Here is an 18,961-nt window from a genome sequence, read left to right on the forward strand (position 1 = left end):
CCTGAGGGGCTTTCCATGACCGCAACCGTCTACACCTTCGGCGCAGACGCAGCGCAAGACGACCCGCGGCAGCAGGACAAGACAGTCACGGGCGGCAAGGGCGCGAACCTGGCGGACATGGCGGCGATCGGCCTGCCGGTTCCGCCCGGCTTCACGATCACCACCGAGGAGTGCGTCCGTTATCTCAAAGACGGCGCCGACTTTTCCGACGCCCTGCGAGCTGACGTCGGCAAAGCCCTGCAATACATAGAAGAATCAGTCGGCAAGCGTTTCGGCGATGCTGGCGACCCCTTGCTCGTGTCTGTCCGTTCCGGCGCGCGTGTCTCCATGCCTGGCATGATGGACACCGTCCTCAACCTCGGCCTGAACGATGCCACGGTAGAGGGCCTCGCTACCACATCGGGGGACCCGCGGTTCGCCTGGGACAGCTATCGCCGGTTCCTCCAGATGTACTCCGATGTGGTGCTGGGGCTGGACCATGGGCTGTTCGAAGAAGCCTTGGAAATCGTCAAAGAAGACAACGGTTTCTACAGCGATACCGAGATGCAGTGCGAACATTGGCAAGCGCTGGCCGCGGAATACAAGGCCATCGTCGCACGTGAGCTGGGCAAGCCGTTCCCGCAGGATGTGACCGAGCAGTTGTGGGGCGCCATCGCTGCCGTGTTCGACAGCTGGGATTCGGAACGCGCCAAGGTCTATCGCCGGCTGAACGCCATCCCAGGCGACTGGGGCACCGCGGTCAACGTGCAGGCCATGGTCTTTGGCAACATGGGCGAAACCAGCGCCACCGGCGTCGCCTTTACCCGCGATCCCTCGACCGGGGAGCGCGCCTATTACGGCGAATGGCTGGTCAACGCACAGGGGGAGGACGTGGTGGCCGGCATCCGCACCCCGCAGTACCTCACCCGCACCGCGCGGCTGGCGGCTGGCGCGCAGGCACCCAGCATGGAGGAGGCCATGCCCGCCGCCTATGCCGAGCTTGCCCGCGTGTTCGACCTGCTTGAGACACATTACCGCGATATGCAGGACATCGAGTTCACGGTGCAGCAGGGCAAGCTCTGGATGCTCCAGACGCGCAGCGGCAAGCGAACCGCCAAGGCGGCGCTGCGCATGGCGGTGGAGATGGTCGAAGAAGGACTGATCGACGAGGAGACCGCGATCTGCCGCGTCGATCCCATGGCGCTCGACCAGTTGCTGCATCCCACGCTCGATCCCGATGCGGTACGCGACGTGCTGGCCAAGGGTTTGCCGGCATCGCCGGGCGCGGCGAGCGGGGCCATCGTGCTTGACGCCGATACAGCAGAGGCGCGCAGCGGGCGAGGGGAGGCCGTCATCCTCGTGCGGGTCGAGACGAGCCCGGAAGACATCCACGGGATGCACGCCGCCCGCGGCATCCTGACCGCGCGCGGCGGCATGACCAGCCACGCCGCCGTGGTGGCACGCGGCATGGGCCGACCCTGCGTCAGCGGAACCTCCGCCGTTTCGATCGACCTCAAGCAACGCACCTTGCGCATCGGCAACCGCGATCTGAAAGAGGGAGATACCATCACGCTCGACGGGTCGACTGGCGAGGTCATGGCGGGCGAGGTGCCGACCATCGAACCCGAGCTTGCCGGCCATTTCGGCATCCTCATGGAATGGGCCGACCGCCATCGCCGCATGGCCGTGCGCACCAATGCCGAAACCCCCGCCGACTGCCGCACCGCCCGCCAGTTCGGTGCCGAGGGTATCGGCCTGTGCCGCACCGAACACATGTTCTTCGACGCCGGGCGCATCAGCGCCGTGCGTGCAATGATCCTGGCCGACGACGAAACCGGTCGTCGCACCGCCCTTGCGCGGTTGCTGCCCGAACAGCGGGGCGACTTCGCGCAGATCTTCCGCACCATGGCGGGGCTGCCGTGCACGATCCGCCTGCTCGACCCGCCGCTGCATGAATTCATGCCGACCCGTGACGAGGACTTCGAGGGGCTGGCGGAGGATCTTGGCGTCGGTATCGATCACCTCAGGCGCCGCGCCGCCGAGCTGCACGAATTCAATCCCATGCTCGGCCATCGTGGCTGCCGGCTCGGCATTACCTTTCCCGAGATCTATGAAATGCAGGCCCGGGCCATCTTCGAGGCGGCTTGCGAAGTAACGGGTGAGGGCGGTGAGTCGGTCGTGCCCGAAGTGATGGTCCCGCTGGTCGCCACCCGCAAGGAACTGGAAATCCTGCGCGCGCTGGTGGATCGCGTGGCGCAGGACGTCTTTACCGAGCGCGGCATCACGCTGGATTACCTCGTCGGAACGATGATCGAACTACCGCGCGCCGCGCTGATGGCGGGCGAAATCGCCGAGGAAGCAAGGTTCTTTTCGTTCGGTACCAATGATTTGACGCAGACAGCTCTCGGCGTTTCCAGGGATGACGCCGGCCGGTTCCTTGCACCCTATGTGGAGCAGGGCATCTACGCCCGCGATCCTTTCGTAAGCCTGGACATCGACGGTGTGGGCCAGTTGGTGGAGCTCGCCGTTCAGCGTGGTCGCGCAACCCGCCCCGATATCAAGCTGGGAATTTGCGGAGAGCATGGCGGCGATCCGGAAAGCATCGCCTTTTGTGAAAAGGTCGGCCTCGATTACGTCAGCGCCAGCCCCTATCGCGTGCCCATCGCCAGGCTTGCCGCGGCCCAGGCCGCCCTCAACGCCCGCCGGTAAGCGTCACGATCTCAAAGGTCTCGCTGACCTTTCCGTCGTCATCTGCCCGGGCCAAGAACGCCGCGCGCGCACGCTCCCGACCGTCGCGTGTCAGCGGCGGAGCGGGGGACGCCAGCACCCCGCCCAGGCCTTGTGCGCGAAGATCGGCCACCAGGCGATCGAGCGAGGAATAGCGCACGATCAACCGCTGCATATCGACCACCGGGTTGGTCCACCCGGCGCGTTGCAGCAAGCCGGGCGCGGAGCGCGGATCGACGAGCGGGTGCATCCGCGCCGCCGGGCGGTCCCCGTCGGCATCCTGCATCGCACTGCGCAGGTTCCGCAAACTCGCCCCGCCAACCATGCTGGCGATCGCCAGTCCACCGGGTGCCAGCGCCTGGCGCATGTGGACAAGCGCGCCGGGAAGGTCGTTCACGGTATCGAGCGTGCCAATGCTGACCAGCAGATCGAACCCACTCACCGGCCACGGCCGTTCCTCGTCCAGCGTCGCAGGGCCGAACCGGGTCACCGCATGGCCCGCGCGTTCGAGCGCGGTGGCGAGCGCGCCGGTCCAGTCGCCCACCACGGCCGCCGTGCCCGCCGGGCGGCGCACGAAGGCCAGGCGCTCCGTCACCTCGTCGATCATGTCGTCGATCACATAGCGGGCCGCGTCCTCGCGCCTCTGCAATCCGGCGACGCGGGCATAACGGGCAACACGGCGGGCAGGATCGAATATAGTGGGCGGGGCGCTGCTCATGGTGCTTGCCTAGAGATGCTCGCCGCGCCAGCATAGGGCCGATGTCCGTTGCCAAGATAGTCAGCGAAAGTTTCGCCCCGCTGGTCGACCTGGTCTACCCCCCGCGCTGCCCCCTGTGTGGCGAGGGGTTGGCGGCGCAGAGCGGTCTGTGCACGGCGTGCTGGCGCGAACTGGCAATTCCCGGAGAGCCGGCATGTGATACCTGCCAGCGCCCCTTCGGCGATCGGCTGCCCGACCATGGCCAAACCTGCGGCCCCTGTCTGTCCCACCCTCCGCAACACGACGGAATCACCGCGGGGACGCTCTACAACGACACCGCCCGGCAACTTGTTCTGCGGTTCAAGCACGGCCGCAAGATCGCGCTCGCGCCGATGCTGGCCCGGCTGATAGCGGCACGGCTGCCCGCGCTGGATGAAGATTGGCTGGTGGTGCCGGTGCCGTTGCATCGCTGGCGATTATGGAAGCGGGGACATAACCAGTCGGCGCTGCTGGCAGCCGAGCTGGCGCGTTTGACCGGGTCCCGGGTGCTGGTCGAAGGGCTTTCGCGCCCGAAGCCCACGCCATCGCTCGGCGGGCTGGGCAGGGTTGCCCGCGCGAAGGCGCTGGAGGGTGCAATCACCGCCAACCCCAGGCAGCGCTCCCGCCTTTCGGGGGCGAAGGTGTTGCTGGTCGACGACGTGCTCACCAGTGGGGCAACCAGCAATGCGTGCGTTACGGCCCTGAAGCGCGCCGGCGCGAGCAAGGTGCGAATTGCGTGCTTTTCCCGCGTATTGGAAGAGGCCATATAACCACAATGGCAGAATGAAACGCAAAACGCCCGGAGGTTTCCCCCCGGGCGTTCGCGTGACGAAAAACGCTGGAGCCTCGCGTCTGCCCCCCAGCAGGTGCGGCAGCTCCAAACCCTCATGATTCGGGCCGGTATCCCGGCTCCGTCTCCCCCCGTCCTCGGCCATGACTGGCACTTCAACGAAGTCCGGCTCGTCAGGCCGAGAGCCATTCATTCCACCGAAAGGTACGTAAGCAAACCGGCTTCGTTACCTGGGATGGATTTTGAAGGCCTGTTGTGATTATCGTGCAACATTCGCGTATGCGATGTGCAACCCACTTTACGAATGTGAAAGGCCAGGCCAATTTCCACTGATGTGACGAGAGAACAGGGCACCGCCTTCATGCCGAAGTTCGATGCCGCCGGGCTGCTGAGTGCCGTCGTGCAGGACGCGGATACCGGCGAAGTGCTGATGGTTGCCTTCATGGATGACGAGGCGCTGGCCGCCACGCAGGAAACCGGGATTGCCCATTTCCACTCGCGCAGCCGCAACGCCTTGTGGAAGAAGGGTGAGACATCGGGCAACATCCTGCGCGTCATGGAAATACGCGTCGATTGCGACCAGGATGCGCTGGTGTTGAAGGTCACGCCGGCCGGCCCCGCCTGCCATACCGGAGCGCGCAGTTGCTTCTATCGAAGGCTGGATGGTGAGACACTGGCGCCGGCGCCTGTCGCCGCATGACCGGCTGGACTGCGCCCGTGCGTGATACCCTGTTCGTGCTGACCGAGATTCTCGGCGTGCCGGACCAACAGGCGTTGCACGGCTACGACGGGCTCGACGCGACCACGCTCGATGCGCTTTGCGAGGGCATGGGCCGGTTCTGCGAGGATGTGATCGCTCCGCTCAACCGCGTGGCAGACGCGCAAGGCTGCACCCGCCACGCCGATGGCAGCGTCACCACGCCCCAGGGCTTCCCCGAGGCATATGCCATGCTGGTCGAGGCCGGCTGGCAGACACTGACCCTGCCCGAACAGTATGGCGGGCAAGGGATGCCCCATGTGCTGGGCACCGTGTTCGAGGAGTACATGAATTCCGCCTGCCCCGGCTTCATGATGTACCCGGGCATTCTGCCGGGCGCGACAAGTACCGTGATGGCGGCCGGCAGCGAGCATCTGAAGGACACCTACCTGCCAAAGATGGTCAGCGGTGAGTGGCTGGCCACCATGGCGCTGACCGAGGCGCACGCGGGCACCGATCTCGGCCTCATGCGCACCCGAGCAGAGCCGCGGGGAAACGGCACCTACGCCGTCACGGGTGAAAAGATCTTCATTTCGGGCGGCGAACACGATCTGACCGCGAACATTGTCCACCTCGTGCTGGCACGTCTACCCGATGCACCCGCCGGTTCGCGCGGAATATCGCTGTTCCTCGTGCCCAAGGTCCTGCCCGATGGGGAGCGCAACACGCTCGCCTGTGCGGGGATCGAGCACAAGATGGGGCTGAACGGATCGGCTACCTGCGCAATGCACTTCGACGGCGCGACCGGGTGGCTGGTGGGTGAGGCGAACGCGGGGCTGGGTGCCATGTTCATCATGATGAACGCCGCCCGGCTCGGCGTGGGCGTGCAGGGGCTAGCGAACGCCGAGCACGCCTACCAGCGCGCCGTATCCTACGCGACCGAGCGGATGCAGGGCAGGGCAGCGGGCCCGCGCTCCGACCCGGACGAGGCGGCGGACAGCCTGCTCGTTCATCCCGACGTGCGCCGGATGCTGATGGATGCGCGCGCCTTTACCGAGGGCTTTCGCGCGCTGGTGCTATGGACCGCAATGCAGATCGACCGCGCCCATGGCGGCGATGCCGAGGCGGACGCGCTGGTCGGTTTCCTGACGCCCGTGATCAAGGCCTACGGCACCGATCGCGGGTTCGAGACGGCGGTGGCGATGCAGCAGGTCTTCGGCGGGCACGGCTATGTGAAGGAGTGGGGCATCGAGCAGATCGTGCGCGATGCGCGGATCGGCATGATCTATGAAGGCGCCAACGGGGTGCAGGCGATGGACCTCGTCAACCGCAAGGTCCTGCGGGAAGGTGGCAAGACGGCTCGCCTCTTTTTCGATCTGGTCGAGAAAGCCGCGTACGAAGCGCCCGATGGCGTGCGCCGCCCTCTACGCGACAGCCTGGAGGATGCTCGCCTCACCCTCGCGTGGTTTCTCGCCCACGCGGGCGAAGATCCTGATAACGCTGGCGCAGGAGCATATGCTTTCATGCAGATGATCGGCGTGCTGGCGACCGGGTGGATGTGGGCGAAAATGGCGCGCTGGGCCGAGGGCCGAGACGATGATTTCGCTCGCGCCAAGTCGATCACCGCCCGTCATTATGCCGAGCGCGCATTGCCAGAGACCGCAGTGCTGCGGCGGCGGGTGGAGGCGGGCTCTGAGAACCTGATGGCCCTGCCCGCAGAGGCTTTCGCGCGAAGCTAGGCCAATATCTCATCGAACAGGCTTAGCATCGCGGCCCAGCTCTGCCGGTCGGCGCTGGCGTCGTAGCCGGTGGCGGGGTTCTCGGTCGGCGCGGGGTTGGTGAAGCCGTGGCGCACACCGGCGTAGGAATGGAAATGCCAGTCGGCCCCGGCGCGGTCCATTTCCTCCCAGAATTTAAGCACCTGTCCGCGCGGCACCATCGGATCGGCATCGCCGTGGCAGACGAGGATGCGCGCCGTAACCGTGCCGGGCTCGGCGGGCAACTGGGTGTCGAGCAGGCCGTGGAAACTGACCACGGCCGCCACCGGCGCACCGTCACGCGCCAATTCGAGCGCGGCCTGGCCGCCCATGCAGAAGCCGATCACGCAGATCGGCAGGTCCGGCGCCTGTGCGACCAGGGCACGCAGCGCGGCGCGCAGGCGCTGGCGATAGGCGAGTGGCGTGTGGCGTATCTCCAGCGCGAATTGCCGCGCCGCGTCGAGGTCGCCAGGCCGCTTGCCGTAGAAATCGGCGACCAGCGCCAGGTAGCCTGCCTCCGCCAGCGCCCGCGCCTTGGCCTCCACGGCAGGCGTCGGGTTCATGATCGTCGGGAACACCAGCACGGCGGCGCGAGGATTGCCGGCGGGGCGATAGAGGTGCCCGGTCAGCGAGGTTTCCCCGTCAGCATAGGCAATGGGCTCCGCCGTCATGTAAAAAGTCTCCTCAACCGGGATAGCGCCCGCGTGGTTTCCGCTGGATCTGGCACCTCTTCGGGATCGCCATAGCCCCAGTCGTCGTTCGGGCCGAGATACTGCACCACCACGCCATCGCGGCGCGAAACGGCCTGCACCGCATCGTAGTAGATCGCGTAGCGGGCGTCTGGCTGTGGCATCAGCCAGTTGATCTGGCCGCGCACGGGGACGAGGCTTTCGTCGCCCCACACCTCACGCGCTCCGTAACCGGTGCAGTGGACGACGACCGGCTCGGCCAGGGCGAGGATGGCGGCGCGGTCCGGGAACCGGCGGCGCACCATTTTTCCCCCGTGCGCCAGGAAGGCCGCTTGCAGCCGGTCGGCGTATTCGGAGACATTGAACACCATCGTCTCCCCACTGCGCACATCGTGCGGTGCGAAGGGGCTCGCGGCGCCCTCCAGCATGGGCCAACGCGGGTTGATGTCGCGCAGGCGGCTGCCGAGATGTGCCCATGGCCGAGCGGGCGATACGTCTGGCTCCTCCCCGCCGGAAAAATTGTACTGCGTCAGAAACTCGACCGGATTTCCCGACAGGCCAACGTATTGCTGGTGGACCGTCCACGATCGCCGTGCCCAGCTTTCCCATCGCGCGCGAGCAGCATCGTCCATCGCACTCGTCAGCCCGATGCGACTGGATGGCGACCAGACCCCCGTGGCGCGGGCGGAGCGGGTGTCGGGCAATAATTCTGCTGCATACAGCGTTACCTGGGCGCCCGCCTGGACCAGGCGCAGCGCGGTCGTGATGCCGATCACGCCCGCACCGATCACCGCCACCAGCCTCGCTTCGCCTGACAGGGCGAGCGTTGCCGCTTCCTCGGCGCATCCCCAGCTGAGCGACCAGCCCGAACCGCCATGGCCATAGTTGTGCACCACCAGCTTGTCGGCCATGCGCTCCGCCTCGAGCCGCGGTCCGGCGGCGCGAAACGGGCGCAGGCATACCGTCACACGCATCAGCCGCGCCGGATCGAAGCGTATCGGGGCAAGTGCGGGCGTGGTGACCGGCACCGCAAGGCCGGGGCGGCTGACAACCGCCGGGGCGCACGCCGTCAGCAGGCCAGCGCCACCGCCCACGAGGAGGTGGCGCCGATCGATGCCCGGGCCGCTCACTCGGTCGGCAGGAAGTCGGGCACGGACAGATACCGCTCGCCGGTATCGTAGTTGAAGCCGAGCACGCGCGAGCCGGCATCGAGTTCGCCCAGCTTCTGCCGGATCGCGGCCAGCGTCGCTCCGCTGGAGATGCCGACGAGGATGCCTTCTTCCGCCGCGCAGCGCCGCGCCATGTCCTTGGCCGCCTCGGCATCCACCTGGATGGCGCCATCGATAACCTGGGTGTGCAGGTTGCCCGGAATGAACCCGGCACCGATGCCCTGGATCGGATGCGGACCGGGCTGGCCGCCGCCGATGACGGGCGAAAGCGCGGGTTCCACCGCGAAGGCCTTCATCCGGGGCCACTGCGCCTTCAGCACCTCGGCACAGCCGGTGATATGGCCGCCGGTGCCAACGCCCGTGATCATCGCATCGATCGGACTGTCGGCGAAATCGGCGAGGATTTCGCGGGCCGTGGTTTCGGCATGAACGCGGTAGTTCGCCTCGTTGTCGAACTGGCTGGGCATCCATGCGCCCTCGGTCTGAGCAACCAGTTCCTGCGCGCGCGCGATGGCGCCCTTCATCCCGCCTTCCTTAGGCGTCAGGTCGAAACTGGCGCCATAGGCCAGCATCAGGCGGCGGCGCTCTATGCTCATGCTTTCGGGCATGACGAGGACGAGTTTGTAGCCCTTGACGGCTGCCACCATGGCGAGGCCGATGCCGGTGTTGCCGCTGGTCGGTTCGATGATCGTCCCGCCGGGCTTGAGCGTGCCGTCGCGCTCCGCAGCCTCCACCATTGCGAGGCCGATCCGGTCCTTGATGGATCCGCCGGGATTGGCGCGTTCGGATTTCACCCAGACCTCGTGATCGGGGAACAGGCGCGAAAGGCGGATGTGCGGCGTGTTGCCGATGGATTGCAGGACATTGTCGAATTTCATGGGGCTGGCTCACTTTCTTCGATGGCTTCGGCGGTCCGTCTGGTCGGTGCCTCATCGTACTTGACGGCAAAGGTTCGCGCGCGGCGAAGTTCCGGAAAGATCACGGCCCACAGCGCCGTCACCACGATCGCGCCGACTCCGCCGAAGATCACCGCGCCGACCGTTCCCAGCATTGCCGCGGCAACGCCCGATTGCAACTCGCCCAGTTCGTTGGAGGCAGAGATCGCCAGCCCCGAAATTGAGGAGACCCGCCCGCGCATGTGATCCGGCGTGTAAAGCTGCACCAACGACGTGCGGATGAAGACCGAAATCATGTCCGTCGCGCCCAGGACCACGAGCAACGCCAGCGACAGATAGAAGTTCTCCGACACGGCAAAGGCAATGGTCGCACCGCCGAACACCACCACCGCCCACAGCATCTTGACGCCGACGTTGTTCTCCAGCGGGCGGAACGAGAGGCCGAGCGCCACCAGCGCCGCGCCCAGCGCAATGGCCCCGCGCATCAGGCCGAGCCCGTCCGCGCCCACATACAGGATATCGCGGGCATAGACCGGCAGCAGGGCCGTCGCCCCCGCAAGGATGACGGCGAACAGGTCCAGCGTGATGCAGCCCAGGAGGAAGCGCTCCTTCGTTACGAAGCGGAAGCCGTCCGCCATCTGGCGCAAGGGGTGGATGGGCGGCCCTTCGTGCTTTGCCCGCACGGGACGAATGGTGGAGATCAGGCCGCCGGACAGCAGCAGCAGGACGACTGATACGCCGTAGGGCAGGGCGCGCTCGTATTCGAACATGAGTCCGCCAGCGAACGGTCCGATGACCGAGCCAGCCTGCCAGGCAATCGAACCGAACGCGATCGCCCGCGGCAGCAGCCGGGCTGGCACGATGTTGGGCGCGATGGCGGACAGGGCCGGACCGTTGAACACCCGCGCCCCGCCGTGCAGCGCGGCGAGCGAAAAGATGATCGGCAGTGTCAGCGCATCCTGCCAGGTCATCCAGGCGAGCGCGGCGGCGATGAAGCAGTCCACCAGGTTCGCCGCCAGCACCACGCGGCGGCGATCGAAGCGATCGGCGGCGAGCCCGGCCAGCGGGGTCAGCAGCATCAGCGGCACGAATTGCACCAGGCCCAGCAGGCCCAGCTGAAACGCCGCCTGAGGCCGCGTCATGCCATAGTCGGCACGGGCCATGTCGTAGGTCTGGTAACCCAGCAGCACTACCATCGAAATGGTGGCGAACACGGCCAGGAACCGGGCCACCCAGTAGCGCCGATAATCGGGGATTTGCAGCGGGCTGGTGGGTTCGGTCACGCCAGCGCCAATGGCACCGCCTTGTCGCAATGCCAAGCTAGCTAAAATTGAAAGGGGCGAAGCTCAGCCGCGCGTGTCAATGGCGACGGCGCAACGCCGGATTGGGCTGCATTTCCTGGATCATGGCCTGGAAATCGTCGAGCCGGATGATGCGTTCGAACTGCATGCCCGCGCGCTCTTCGGTCTTCCAGATGCAATAGGCCTCTATCCGGCCAACGGAGGGAAGGCGGATGATCAGCCGGTCTCCGCGATCAAGGTCTGGGGCCTTGTCGACCATGAAGCCGTGAGCGGAAATGTTCGAGACATGCAGCTTGATATCGCCGTGCAGCAGATGTTCGGCAATGACCGGATAGTCGACCGGATGGCGCGATGCGCGGCGCATGTCGGTAACCGACAACTGGGCTCCCCCTGCCATGGTCCACAAACTCCCTTGTATTGGATCCGGAACCGGTTTGGCAGGCAGATGTGAATTTTTGCTAAAGTCAGCCCCTGCGCAGAACCGCGTGCCGCTTCTTGCCGAGGCTCAGGCGCAGCTCCGCGCCAGGCGCCACTTCCACCAGGTGTGCGGCGTCAGTGATCGTCTCGCCGTCCAGCTTGACCGCGCCTTCTGCCAGCTTGCGTTTTGCCTCGCCGTTGGAGGCGGTGAAGCCGAGATCGGTCAGGGCCGCCGCCATGCGGATGCCGTCGGCTGGCACCACCAGCACTGGCAGATCGTCCCCGGTGCCCCCGCCGCTGAACGTCTGCTCGGCCGTTGCGCGGGCGGAGGCGGCGGCGCTGTCGCCGCGAACCAGCCTGGTCACCTCGTCCGCCAGGATAATCTTGGCCTGGTTTATCTCGCTGCCGGTCAGCGCCTCGAGCCGGGCAATCTCGTCCAGCGGCACGTCGGTGAACAGCTTGAGGAAGCGGCCCACGTCCCGGTCGTCGGTGTTGCGCCAGAACTGCCAGAAATCGTAGGTCGGCAGTTGCGCCTCGTTCAGCCAGACGGCCCCTGCGGCGGTCTTGCCCATCTTGGCGCCGTCCGCCGTGGTGAGCAGCGGGGTGGTGAGGCCGAACAGTTCGGTCCCGTCCATCCGCCGGCCCAGTTCCACGCCGTTGACGATGTTGCCCCACTGGTCGCTGCCGCCCATCTGCAACCGCGCGCCCATTTCCTGCGCCAGGTGCCGGAAATCGTAGCCCTGCAGGATCATGTAGTTGAATTCGAGGAAGGTCATCGGCTGCTCGCGGTCGAGCCGCAATTTAACTGAATCGAACGACAGCATCCGGTTGACGGTGAAATGCGTGCCGACCTTCTGCAGCATCTCGATGTAGCCCAGCCCGCCTAGCCAGTCGTGATTGTTGACCATCACGGCGTCGGTCGGCCCGTCTCCAAACGTCAGCAGCTTCTCGAACACGGTGCGGATGCCGGCGATGTTGGCCTCGATCGCCTCGTCGCTCAGCATCTTGCGGCTTTCGTCGCGCCCGGTCGGATCGCCGATGCGCGTGGTGCCGCCGCCCATCAGGACGATCGGCTTGTGCCCGGTCTGCTGCAAACGCCGCAGCATCATGATCTGCACCAGTGACCCCACGTGAAGGCTGGGCGCGGTGGCATCGAACCCGATGTAGCCGGGCACGGTTTGTCGCACGGCCAGGGCATCCAGTCCCGCAGCATTCGTTAACTGGTGGACATATCCGCGTTCGGATAGCAGCGACAGCAAATCGGAATCGTAGGTCGTCATGTCGGGGGATTTGGCGTCTTTACATGGGTTAGGGACGGGGGGCGGTAGCACGGGGTTGCCTGCTTGCAAACGCATGAACTGGTCGCACATGCGGCGCACTCACCGCTTGGCATTCGCCGGGTAGAAGCCAAGATCCTGTCGATGACGGACGCGTGGATGCGCGTGCGCTGGCGCATCGACGGGTCGGAGAAACTCGTGGTGCCTTCGTTCGCTGGCAAGGGCCGCGCGGACGATCTGTGGCAGACCACCTGTTTCGAGCTGTTTATCATGCCCAGGGACGGCACGCCTGGTTACAGCGAGTTCAACCTGTCTCCGTCAGAACGCTGGGCGGCCTATGATTTCACCGATTATCGCGAAGGGATGAGCCAGCGCGAATTCGCGCGCGAACCCGCGTGTTCCATCCGCACCGGCCAGTCGATCACCATCTTCGATGCCGCGCTGCCCCGGATCCAGCTGCCCGGCCCGCCGTGCTCCATCGGCCTTGCCGCCGTGCTGGAGGAAGCGGGTGGGGTGAAAAGCTACTGGGCACTGTCGCATCACAAGGAAAAGCCCGATTTCCACGATCCGGCTTGCTTCGAGGCCGGTCTTGCGCGAACCCGCGCTGCATGAAATTCGGAATCGACCGGCTCCTCACCGAACCTGATCTGCTGAACCAGCTTTCCGGCAAGCGGGTGGCGCTCGTCGCGCACCCCGCCTCGGTCACGGCTGACCTCACCCACAGCCTCGATGCGCTTATCGCGGCAGGGGTCAACGTCACCAGCGCCTTTGGCCCGCAGCACGGGCTGAAGGGTGACAAGCAGGACAACATGGTGGAAACGGCGGACGAGACCGATCCGCATTACGGTATCCCCGTATTCAGCCTCTACGGCGAGGTGCGGCGGCCTACGGGTCAGATGATGTCGAGCGCGGACGTGTTCCTGTTCGACCTGCAGGACCTGGGCTGCCGCATCTATACCTTTGTCACCACGCTGCTCTATCTGCTGGAAGAATCGGCACGGCATGGGAAGAGCGTGTGGGTGCTGGATCGGCCCAACCCCGCGGGCCGCCCGGTGGAAGGCACGCTGCTGGTGCCCGGCCACGAAAGCTTCGTGGGCGCTGCGCCCATGCCCATGCGCCACGGGCTTACGATGGGGGAGATGGGCCACTGGTTCATCCGCCACTTCGGCCTCGATGTCGATTACCGCGTCATCGCGATGCATCATTGGCTGCCCGAGGGGCCGGGGCACGGATGGCCGACCGACCGGGTGTGGATCAACCCATCGCCCAATGCTGCCAACCTGAATATGGCGCGCGCCTATGCCGGCACGGTAATGATCGAAGGCGCGACGCTGAGCGAAGGGCGCGGCACCACGCGGCCTCTGGAGGTGCTGTTCGGCGCCCCGGACATCGACGCGCAGGCCGTGCTCGCCGAAATGCGCCGCTTCGCACCGGCCTGGCTTGCAGGGTCCGCCATTCGCGAGTGCTGGTTCGAGCCGACGTTCCACAAGCACGCACACCGGCTGTGCAATGCCCTGATGATCCACGCCGAAGGACCGTTCTACGATCACGACGCCTTCCGCCCGTGGCGATTGCAGGCACTGGCCTTCAAGGCCATCCGCAGGCTCTATCCGGATTATCCGATCTGGCGCGGCAAGGACTTCAAGTATGAATACACCGACGACGTGCTCGCCATCGATGTGATCAACGGCGGGCCCGCGTTGCGCGCATGGGTGGATGACGCGGCGTCTACCCCCGGTGATCTGGACGCCTTGGCTGCGCCTGACGAGGCGCACTGGCGTGCGGAAATCGCGGACCTGCTGCTTTACTGAGCGGGCTGCAGCAACGGACCTTCCTGCGGGGCGGGAAGGGGGCGGATGTCGCCATCGCCGACCAGCAGGACAGCGCAACCTTCGACCTCATGGTCGACGGCCTTGAACAGGAGCGGCTCGTCCGGATCGGCAGGGCGACGGTCCAGCAACGGCTGGCCGCGATCGCGTTGCACGGCCTGCCACGTCCGGTCATCGCACTCACGCACGAGCGACTGCACCTCGGCTAGGGTGAGCTCGCCAAGTTGGGGCCCGAACTGTGGCACGAAGGTGGGGGCCTGAGGGGCTTCTTGCGGAGCTATCTTTGCGCCCAGCATCGGCGCGGCGGCCAGCATGGTGATGACGGGAATGAGGTGTGGCATGCGTAAACTCCTCTTGCCGACGAAATTATCATGGAGCGGCCTGTGACGCAAACCGGTCAGCTACGCGCCTTGCGCACGTCGATGCGATCGACGCCAGTGCCAGACGCTGTAGAGACAATTGCCTTCTAACGTTCTTTCGGGGAGCGGGACGGGGACGGATCCAGGGCTCTGAACCTTACTCACCCCCGGCCAGCGCAACCGCGCGCAGGGCGAGGGCATTGAATGCCGGCAGGTCGACCGTCGCGTCAGGATTGTTCCACCCTAGCGTCGCCACCTTCCATGCTCCGTCACGATCCTGCAACAGCCAGCTCATGTTGAGCACGCCGGGTTCCGATCCGCCCTTGTAGCCGACGTAGGAAAAATCGCTGGCGATGGCCGGGCTAACGGCAGGGTTCACCGCCATGATCTCCCGCGCGGTTGGATCGTCGAGCGCGGCCAGGCGGCGCATGACGTTCGTCACGTCCTGCCCCGATGCCAGCCACTCCACGTCGATGGCAACGGGATTGCCCGAAAAGGCAGCTTCGATCGCGGCAAGATCACGCTGCGTCCCGGCAAGCCCGGCCAGGATCTGGCGGCGCGTGGCGGCATCGCCGGCGCGATAGTTGGCGATAAGGTCGACGCGATCCTGTGCCGACGCCGACTTCATCACGAACAGTTCGCGCGTGGTCATGAAAGGGCTCAGCAAGGCGGGATCCGCATGGCCCGATGCGACGACCTCGGCCTCCACCGCCTCCCGGCCCACGACAGCGATCAGCTGGTCGGTGGCGGTGTTGTCGCTGATCGAGATCATCAGCGTTGCCAGAGTATGCAGCGTGACAGGCGCGCCCTGCGGCCAGGACTGGGTCACGCCGGAAGGATAGCTGCGAACGGTCAGCGGCACGACCTCATCCCAGCTGTGCTGCCCGTCTGCGATCTGCCGGGCAAGCGCGGACAGGACGTAGAGCTTGAACGTCGAGCCGAGACCGAGCGGGCGATCCGCATTGTAGGAGAGCAGGGGCGGGCCGCCGTTCAGCGGTGTGACCAGTATGGAGGCAGCGCCCGGCAGCGCCTGCACGTCCGCCAGCAAGGCCTCCGCACTATCGTCAGTCTGCGTCACGCCGGTGATGCGGTAGCCGACCACGCGATAGGGCGGATCGGTGGCGAGCTGGAACACGCCCGCGGCAATCGCGCGCTCGAACCGGAGCGAGACGTTGGCGATCGTGGCGGAGATGGGCTCGATGCTCTCGACACCGACCAGAGCCCCGTGCTGCGATTCCAGCTGATCGACCAGGGCGCGGAACTGCGGTTCGGCGATCTGCGAGGTAAAGGCGGCATCGAACACCTCGGCATAGGACGCATCGCCTTGCATGACGGCCGCAATGTCCGCAGCGCGCTGGTTCACGTCCTGTGCGTGCGCGGCCACGGGTGTGGCAATCAGCGCCAGTGGCGCCAGAACACGAAACATCATCGGCACATTTCCTCCCGTTGCAGCAACCTGATATGCGGCTGCCGATGCGGACGGGTCAATGCCGATCGTTTCCGCTGGTGGCAGGGCCTGCTAGTTACCCCCCGTTCCCATCCCACGCGAGGAAACCCGATGCCGTCGCAATCCGTCACTTTTACCGGCGCCGACGGACAGGAGCTGGCCGGTTCGCTCGAGTTGTCGGATGGCCTTCCGCACGGTGCTGCCCTGTTTGCGCATTGCTTCACCTGTGGCCGGCAGAGCCTTGCAGCGGTCAACGTGACCCGCGCCCTGGCGGCAGAGGGGCTGGCGACCTTGCGCTTTGATTTCACCGGCCTTGGCGGCAGCGAGGGCGAGTTTGGTCGCGACGGCTTTGTCGGCGACGTGGCCGATCTGGTGGCGGCTGCGCGTTTCCTGGTCGAGCGGTTCGGCGGACCATTGCTGCTTGTCGGGCACAGCCTGGGCGGCTCGGCGGTGCTCAGCGCCGTGGACGAAATCGGGGAAGGCGCCGTGGCCGCGGTGGCCACCATCGGGGCCCCGGCGGACGTGCCGCATGTGCTGGAACGGATCGAGGGCGACCTTGCTGCCATTCGCCGGGACGGTGATGGCCACGTCAGCATCGCAGGGCGGCCCTTTGCCGTCACCCGCAAGTTCGTGGAGGATGCGCTGCGGATCGATCTCGTCGCCGAGGTTGCGCGATTGCGGGTGCCGACGATGTTCCTGCACAGCCCGCTCGATCAGACGGTGGGCGTCGAAAACGCCGCAGAGCTGTTTGCCGCGGCCATGCATCCCAAGAGCTTCGTCAGCCTCGACAATGCGGACCACTTGCTGCTGAGCGCTCGTGACGCTGAGTTCGCCGCCGGCATGATCGCCGCCTGGGCGCGCCATTACCTGCCGATGCCGCAGGGATAATCAGGCGTCGATCAGGTCGCGGTCCACTTCGCCGGCGCGGTTCTGGATGAAGTTGAAACGGTGTTCGGGGTTGCGGCCCATCAACTGGTCGACCAGTTCCTTCACCGCGTGCCGATCCTGGTGTTCGGCGGGCAGCGTGATGCGCGTGAGGGTGCGGCTGGCCGGGTCCATCGTCGTCTCGCGCAGCTGGGCGGGGTTCATTTCGCCGAGGCCCTTGAACCGGCTGACTTCCACCTTCTTGCCCTTGAACAGCCCGGCTTCGATTTCCGCGCGGTGCGCGTCGTCGCGGGCGTAGATGCTCTCCTTGTTGGCGGTCAGGCGGTAAAGCGGCGGCTGGGCGAGGTAGAGGTGACCGTTCCTCACCAGCTCAGGCATCTCCTGGAAGAAGAACGTCATCAGCAACGTGGCGATGTGCGCGCCGTCGACATCGGCATCGGTCATGATGACGATCTTGTCGTACCGCAGCGCTTCCTCGTCATAATCCTTGCGCGTGCCGCAACCGAAGGCGAGCGTCAGGTCGGCGATCTCGGAATTGGCGCGGATCTTGTCGGCGCTGGCGCTGGCAACGTTCAGGATCTTGCCGCGGATCGGCAGGATGGCCTGGGTCTTGCGATTGCGCGCCTGCTTGGCGCTGCCACCGGCGCTGTCGCCTTCCACGATGAACAGTTCGGTCTCGGCATCGGTCTCGCCCGAACAATCGGTCAGCTTGCCGGGCAGGCGCAGCTTCTTGGCATTTGTCGCCGTCTTGCGCTTGATCTCGCGTTCCTGCTTGCGCTTCAGACGTTCGTCCATGCGCTCCATCACGCTGCCCAGCAGGGCGCGGCCGCGATCCATGTTGTCTGCCAGGAAATGATCGAAATGATCGCGCACCGCGTTCTCTACCAGGCGCGTGGCTTCCGGGCTGGTCAGCCGGTCCTTGGTCTGGCTCTGGAACTGCGGGTCGCGGATGAACACGCTGAGCATGATCTCCGCGCCGGTCATCACGTCGTCGGCGGTGATGTCCTTGGCCTTTTTCACGCCGGTCAGTTCACCGAAAGCCCGCAGGCCCTTCGTCAGCGCGCCGCGCAGGCCCGCCTCGTGGGTGCCGCCATCGGGCGTGGGGACGGTGTTGCAGTACCAGCTGGTCGAGCCGTCCGACCACAGCGGCCAGGCGACAGCCCATTCGACGCGGCCCTGATCGTCGGCAAAGTCCTGCCGTCCGGTGAAGAAATCCGCGGTTACGCATTCACGCGCGCCGATCTGTTCGCGCAGGTGATCGGCAAGGCCGCCGGGGAACTGGAACACCGCCTCTGCCGGCACGTCGTCGCTGACGAGCGCGGCCGCGCATTTCCAGCGGATCTCCACCCCGGCGTAGAGATAGGCCTTGGACCGGGCGAGCTGGAACAGCCGCTTCGGCTTGAACGCGCGGTCGCCGAAGATCTGAGTGTCGGGCACGAAGGTCACGCTGGTGCCGCGGCGGTTGGGCGTGTCACCCACCTTGTGCAGCGGACCCTGCGGATTGCCGCGGGAAAACTCCTGCGCGTGGACCTCCTTGTTGCGCGCCACTTCCACCCGCGTGTGACTGGACAACGCGTTGACGACGGAGACGCCAACGCCGTGCAGGCCGCCGCTGGTGGCATAGGCCTTGCCGGAAAACTTGCCGCCCGAATGCAGCGTGGTCATGATGACTTCCAGCGTGGACTTGCCGGGAAATTTCGGGTGTTCGTCCACCGGCATCCCGCGGCCGTTGTCGGTTATGGTTAGCCGGTTGCCTTCGTCCAGCATCATCTCGATACGGTTGGCGTGGCCGGCCACCGCCTCGTCCATGGAGTTGTCGAGCACCTCTGCGGCGAGGTGGTGCAGGGCACGCTCGTCGGTGCCGCCGATGTACATGCCGGGGCGACGGCGAACGGGCTCCAGCCCCTCCAGCACCTCGATCGCGGAAGAATCGTAATCGCCGCCCGAAGCCGGCAGGGTCTGGAACAGGTCATCGCTCATGGCACCGGCTATAGGCGGCAGGAATC

The 18,961-nt window shown here is 65.9% G+C and carries 17 protein-coding genes; 7 read left to right on the forward strand and 10 right to left on the reverse strand.

Annotated features, from left to right (window positions below):
- The first annotated feature begins 15 nt into the window (after positions 1-15).
- Positions 16-2,688, forward strand: coding sequence for a pyruvate, phosphate dikinase (gene ppdK, locus GRI62_RS05940; RefSeq protein ID WP_131452454.1), 2,673 nt, complete (start codon positions 16-18; stop codon positions 2,686-2,688).
- Here the strand turns inward: ppdK and GRI62_RS05945 are convergent.
- The gene (locus GRI62_RS05945) at positions 2,672-3,424 is read right to left on the reverse strand and encodes a methyltransferase domain-containing protein (RefSeq protein WP_131452455.1); all 753 of its coding nucleotides are present in this window, start codon (positions 3,422-3,424) and stop codon (positions 2,672-2,674) included. The two genes, ppdK and GRI62_RS05945, sit on opposite strands and share 17 nt — an antisense overlap.
- A gap of 41 nt (positions 3,425-3,465) precedes the next feature.
- On the opposite strand from GRI62_RS05945, the gene GRI62_RS05950 reads away from it, so the two are divergent.
- From GRI62_RS05950 to GRI62_RS05960, 3 genes are all read left to right on the forward strand, one after another.
- Positions 3,466-4,212, forward strand: coding sequence for a ComF family protein (locus GRI62_RS05950; RefSeq protein WP_131452456.1), 747 nt, complete (start codon positions 3,466-3,468; stop codon positions 4,210-4,212).
- A 342-nt stretch (positions 4,213-4,554) separates the two neighbouring features.
- Entirely contained in the window at positions 4,555-4,932 is a 378-nt protein-coding gene (hisI, locus tag GRI62_RS05955) for a phosphoribosyl-AMP cyclohydrolase (protein WP_131452457.1), read from the forward strand.
- The gene (locus GRI62_RS05960) at positions 4,929-6,668 is read left to right on the forward strand and encodes an acyl-CoA dehydrogenase C-terminal domain-containing protein (protein ID WP_131452458.1); all 1,740 of its coding nucleotides are present in this window, start codon (positions 4,929-4,931) and stop codon (positions 6,666-6,668) included. Before hisI ends, GRI62_RS05960 begins: the two co-directional genes overlap by 4 nt.
- Here the strand turns inward: GRI62_RS05960 and GRI62_RS05965 are convergent.
- The 6 genes from GRI62_RS05965 to tyrS form a co-directional block, all read right to left on the reverse strand.
- Entirely contained in the window at positions 6,665-7,357 is a 693-nt protein-coding gene (locus GRI62_RS05965) for a dienelactone hydrolase family protein (RefSeq protein WP_131452459.1), read from the reverse strand. The two genes, GRI62_RS05960 and GRI62_RS05965, sit on opposite strands and share 4 nt — an antisense overlap.
- Positions 7,354-8,505: an FAD-dependent oxidoreductase gene (locus GRI62_RS05970; protein WP_131452460.1), complete on the reverse strand. Its 1,152-nt coding sequence runs from the start codon at positions 8,503-8,505 to the stop codon at positions 7,354-7,356. Before GRI62_RS05970 ends, GRI62_RS05965 begins: the two co-directional genes overlap by 4 nt.
- A complete protein-coding gene (cysK, locus tag GRI62_RS05975; protein WP_131452461.1) occupies positions 8,502-9,422 on the reverse strand; it encodes a cysteine synthase A in 921 nt (306 codons plus the stop codon). Before cysK ends, GRI62_RS05970 begins: the two co-directional genes overlap by 4 nt.
- Positions 9,419-10,723, reverse strand: a complete 1,305-nt coding sequence (locus GRI62_RS05980; protein ID WP_131452462.1) for an MFS transporter — start codon at positions 10,721-10,723, stop codon at positions 9,419-9,421. Before GRI62_RS05980 ends, cysK begins: the two co-directional genes overlap by 4 nt.
- Positions 10,724-10,799: 76 nt before the next feature.
- Positions 10,800-11,138, reverse strand: coding sequence for a PilZ domain-containing protein (locus GRI62_RS05985; RefSeq protein ID WP_131452463.1), 339 nt, complete (start codon positions 11,136-11,138; stop codon positions 10,800-10,802).
- A 67-nt stretch (positions 11,139-11,205) separates the two neighbouring features.
- Positions 11,206-12,438 (reverse strand): tyrosine--tRNA ligase, encoded by a 1,233-nt coding sequence (tyrS, locus tag GRI62_RS05990; protein WP_131452464.1) that lies wholly within the window; start codon positions 12,436-12,438, stop codon positions 11,206-11,208.
- A gap of 141 nt (positions 12,439-12,579) precedes the next feature.
- On the opposite strand from tyrS, the gene GRI62_RS05995 reads away from it, so the two are divergent.
- A complete protein-coding gene (locus tag GRI62_RS05995) occupies positions 12,580-13,047 on the forward strand; it encodes a DOMON-like domain-containing protein (RefSeq protein ID WP_234027377.1) in 468 nt (155 codons plus the stop codon).
- The gene (locus GRI62_RS06000; RefSeq protein ID WP_131452466.1) at positions 13,044-14,246 is read left to right on the forward strand and encodes an exo-beta-N-acetylmuramidase NamZ family protein; all 1,203 of its coding nucleotides are present in this window, start codon (positions 13,044-13,046) and stop codon (positions 14,244-14,246) included. Before GRI62_RS05995 ends, GRI62_RS06000 begins: the two co-directional genes overlap by 4 nt.
- On the opposite strand, the gene GRI62_RS06005 is transcribed toward GRI62_RS06000, so the two are convergent.
- Both GRI62_RS06005 and GRI62_RS06010 read right to left on the reverse strand, forming a co-directional pair.
- Positions 14,240-14,605, reverse strand: a complete 366-nt coding sequence (locus GRI62_RS06005; protein WP_131452467.1) for a hypothetical protein — start codon at positions 14,603-14,605, stop codon at positions 14,240-14,242. The two genes, GRI62_RS06000 and GRI62_RS06005, sit on opposite strands and share 7 nt — an antisense overlap.
- A 175-nt stretch (positions 14,606-14,780) precedes the next feature.
- Entirely contained in the window at positions 14,781-16,052 is a 1,272-nt protein-coding gene (locus GRI62_RS06010) for a serine hydrolase (protein ID WP_131452468.1), read from the reverse strand.
- A 129-nt stretch (positions 16,053-16,181) separates the two neighbouring features.
- On the opposite strand from GRI62_RS06010, the gene GRI62_RS06015 reads away from it, so the two are divergent.
- A complete protein-coding gene (locus GRI62_RS06015) occupies positions 16,182-16,958 on the forward strand; it encodes an alpha/beta hydrolase family protein (protein WP_131452469.1) in 777 nt (258 codons plus the stop codon).
- On the opposite strand, the gene parE is transcribed toward GRI62_RS06015, so the two are convergent.
- The gene (gene parE, locus GRI62_RS06020) at positions 16,959-18,935 is read right to left on the reverse strand and encodes a DNA topoisomerase IV subunit B (RefSeq protein WP_131452470.1); all 1,977 of its coding nucleotides are present in this window, start codon (positions 18,933-18,935) and stop codon (positions 16,959-16,961) included.
- Positions 18,936-18,961 lie beyond the last annotated feature (26 nt).

Origin of the sequence: Aurantiacibacter arachoides (assembly GCF_009827335.1) — a bacterium.
Taxonomy (GTDB): Bacteria; Pseudomonadota; Alphaproteobacteria; order Sphingomonadales; family Sphingomonadaceae; genus Alteraurantiacibacter; species Alteraurantiacibacter arachoides.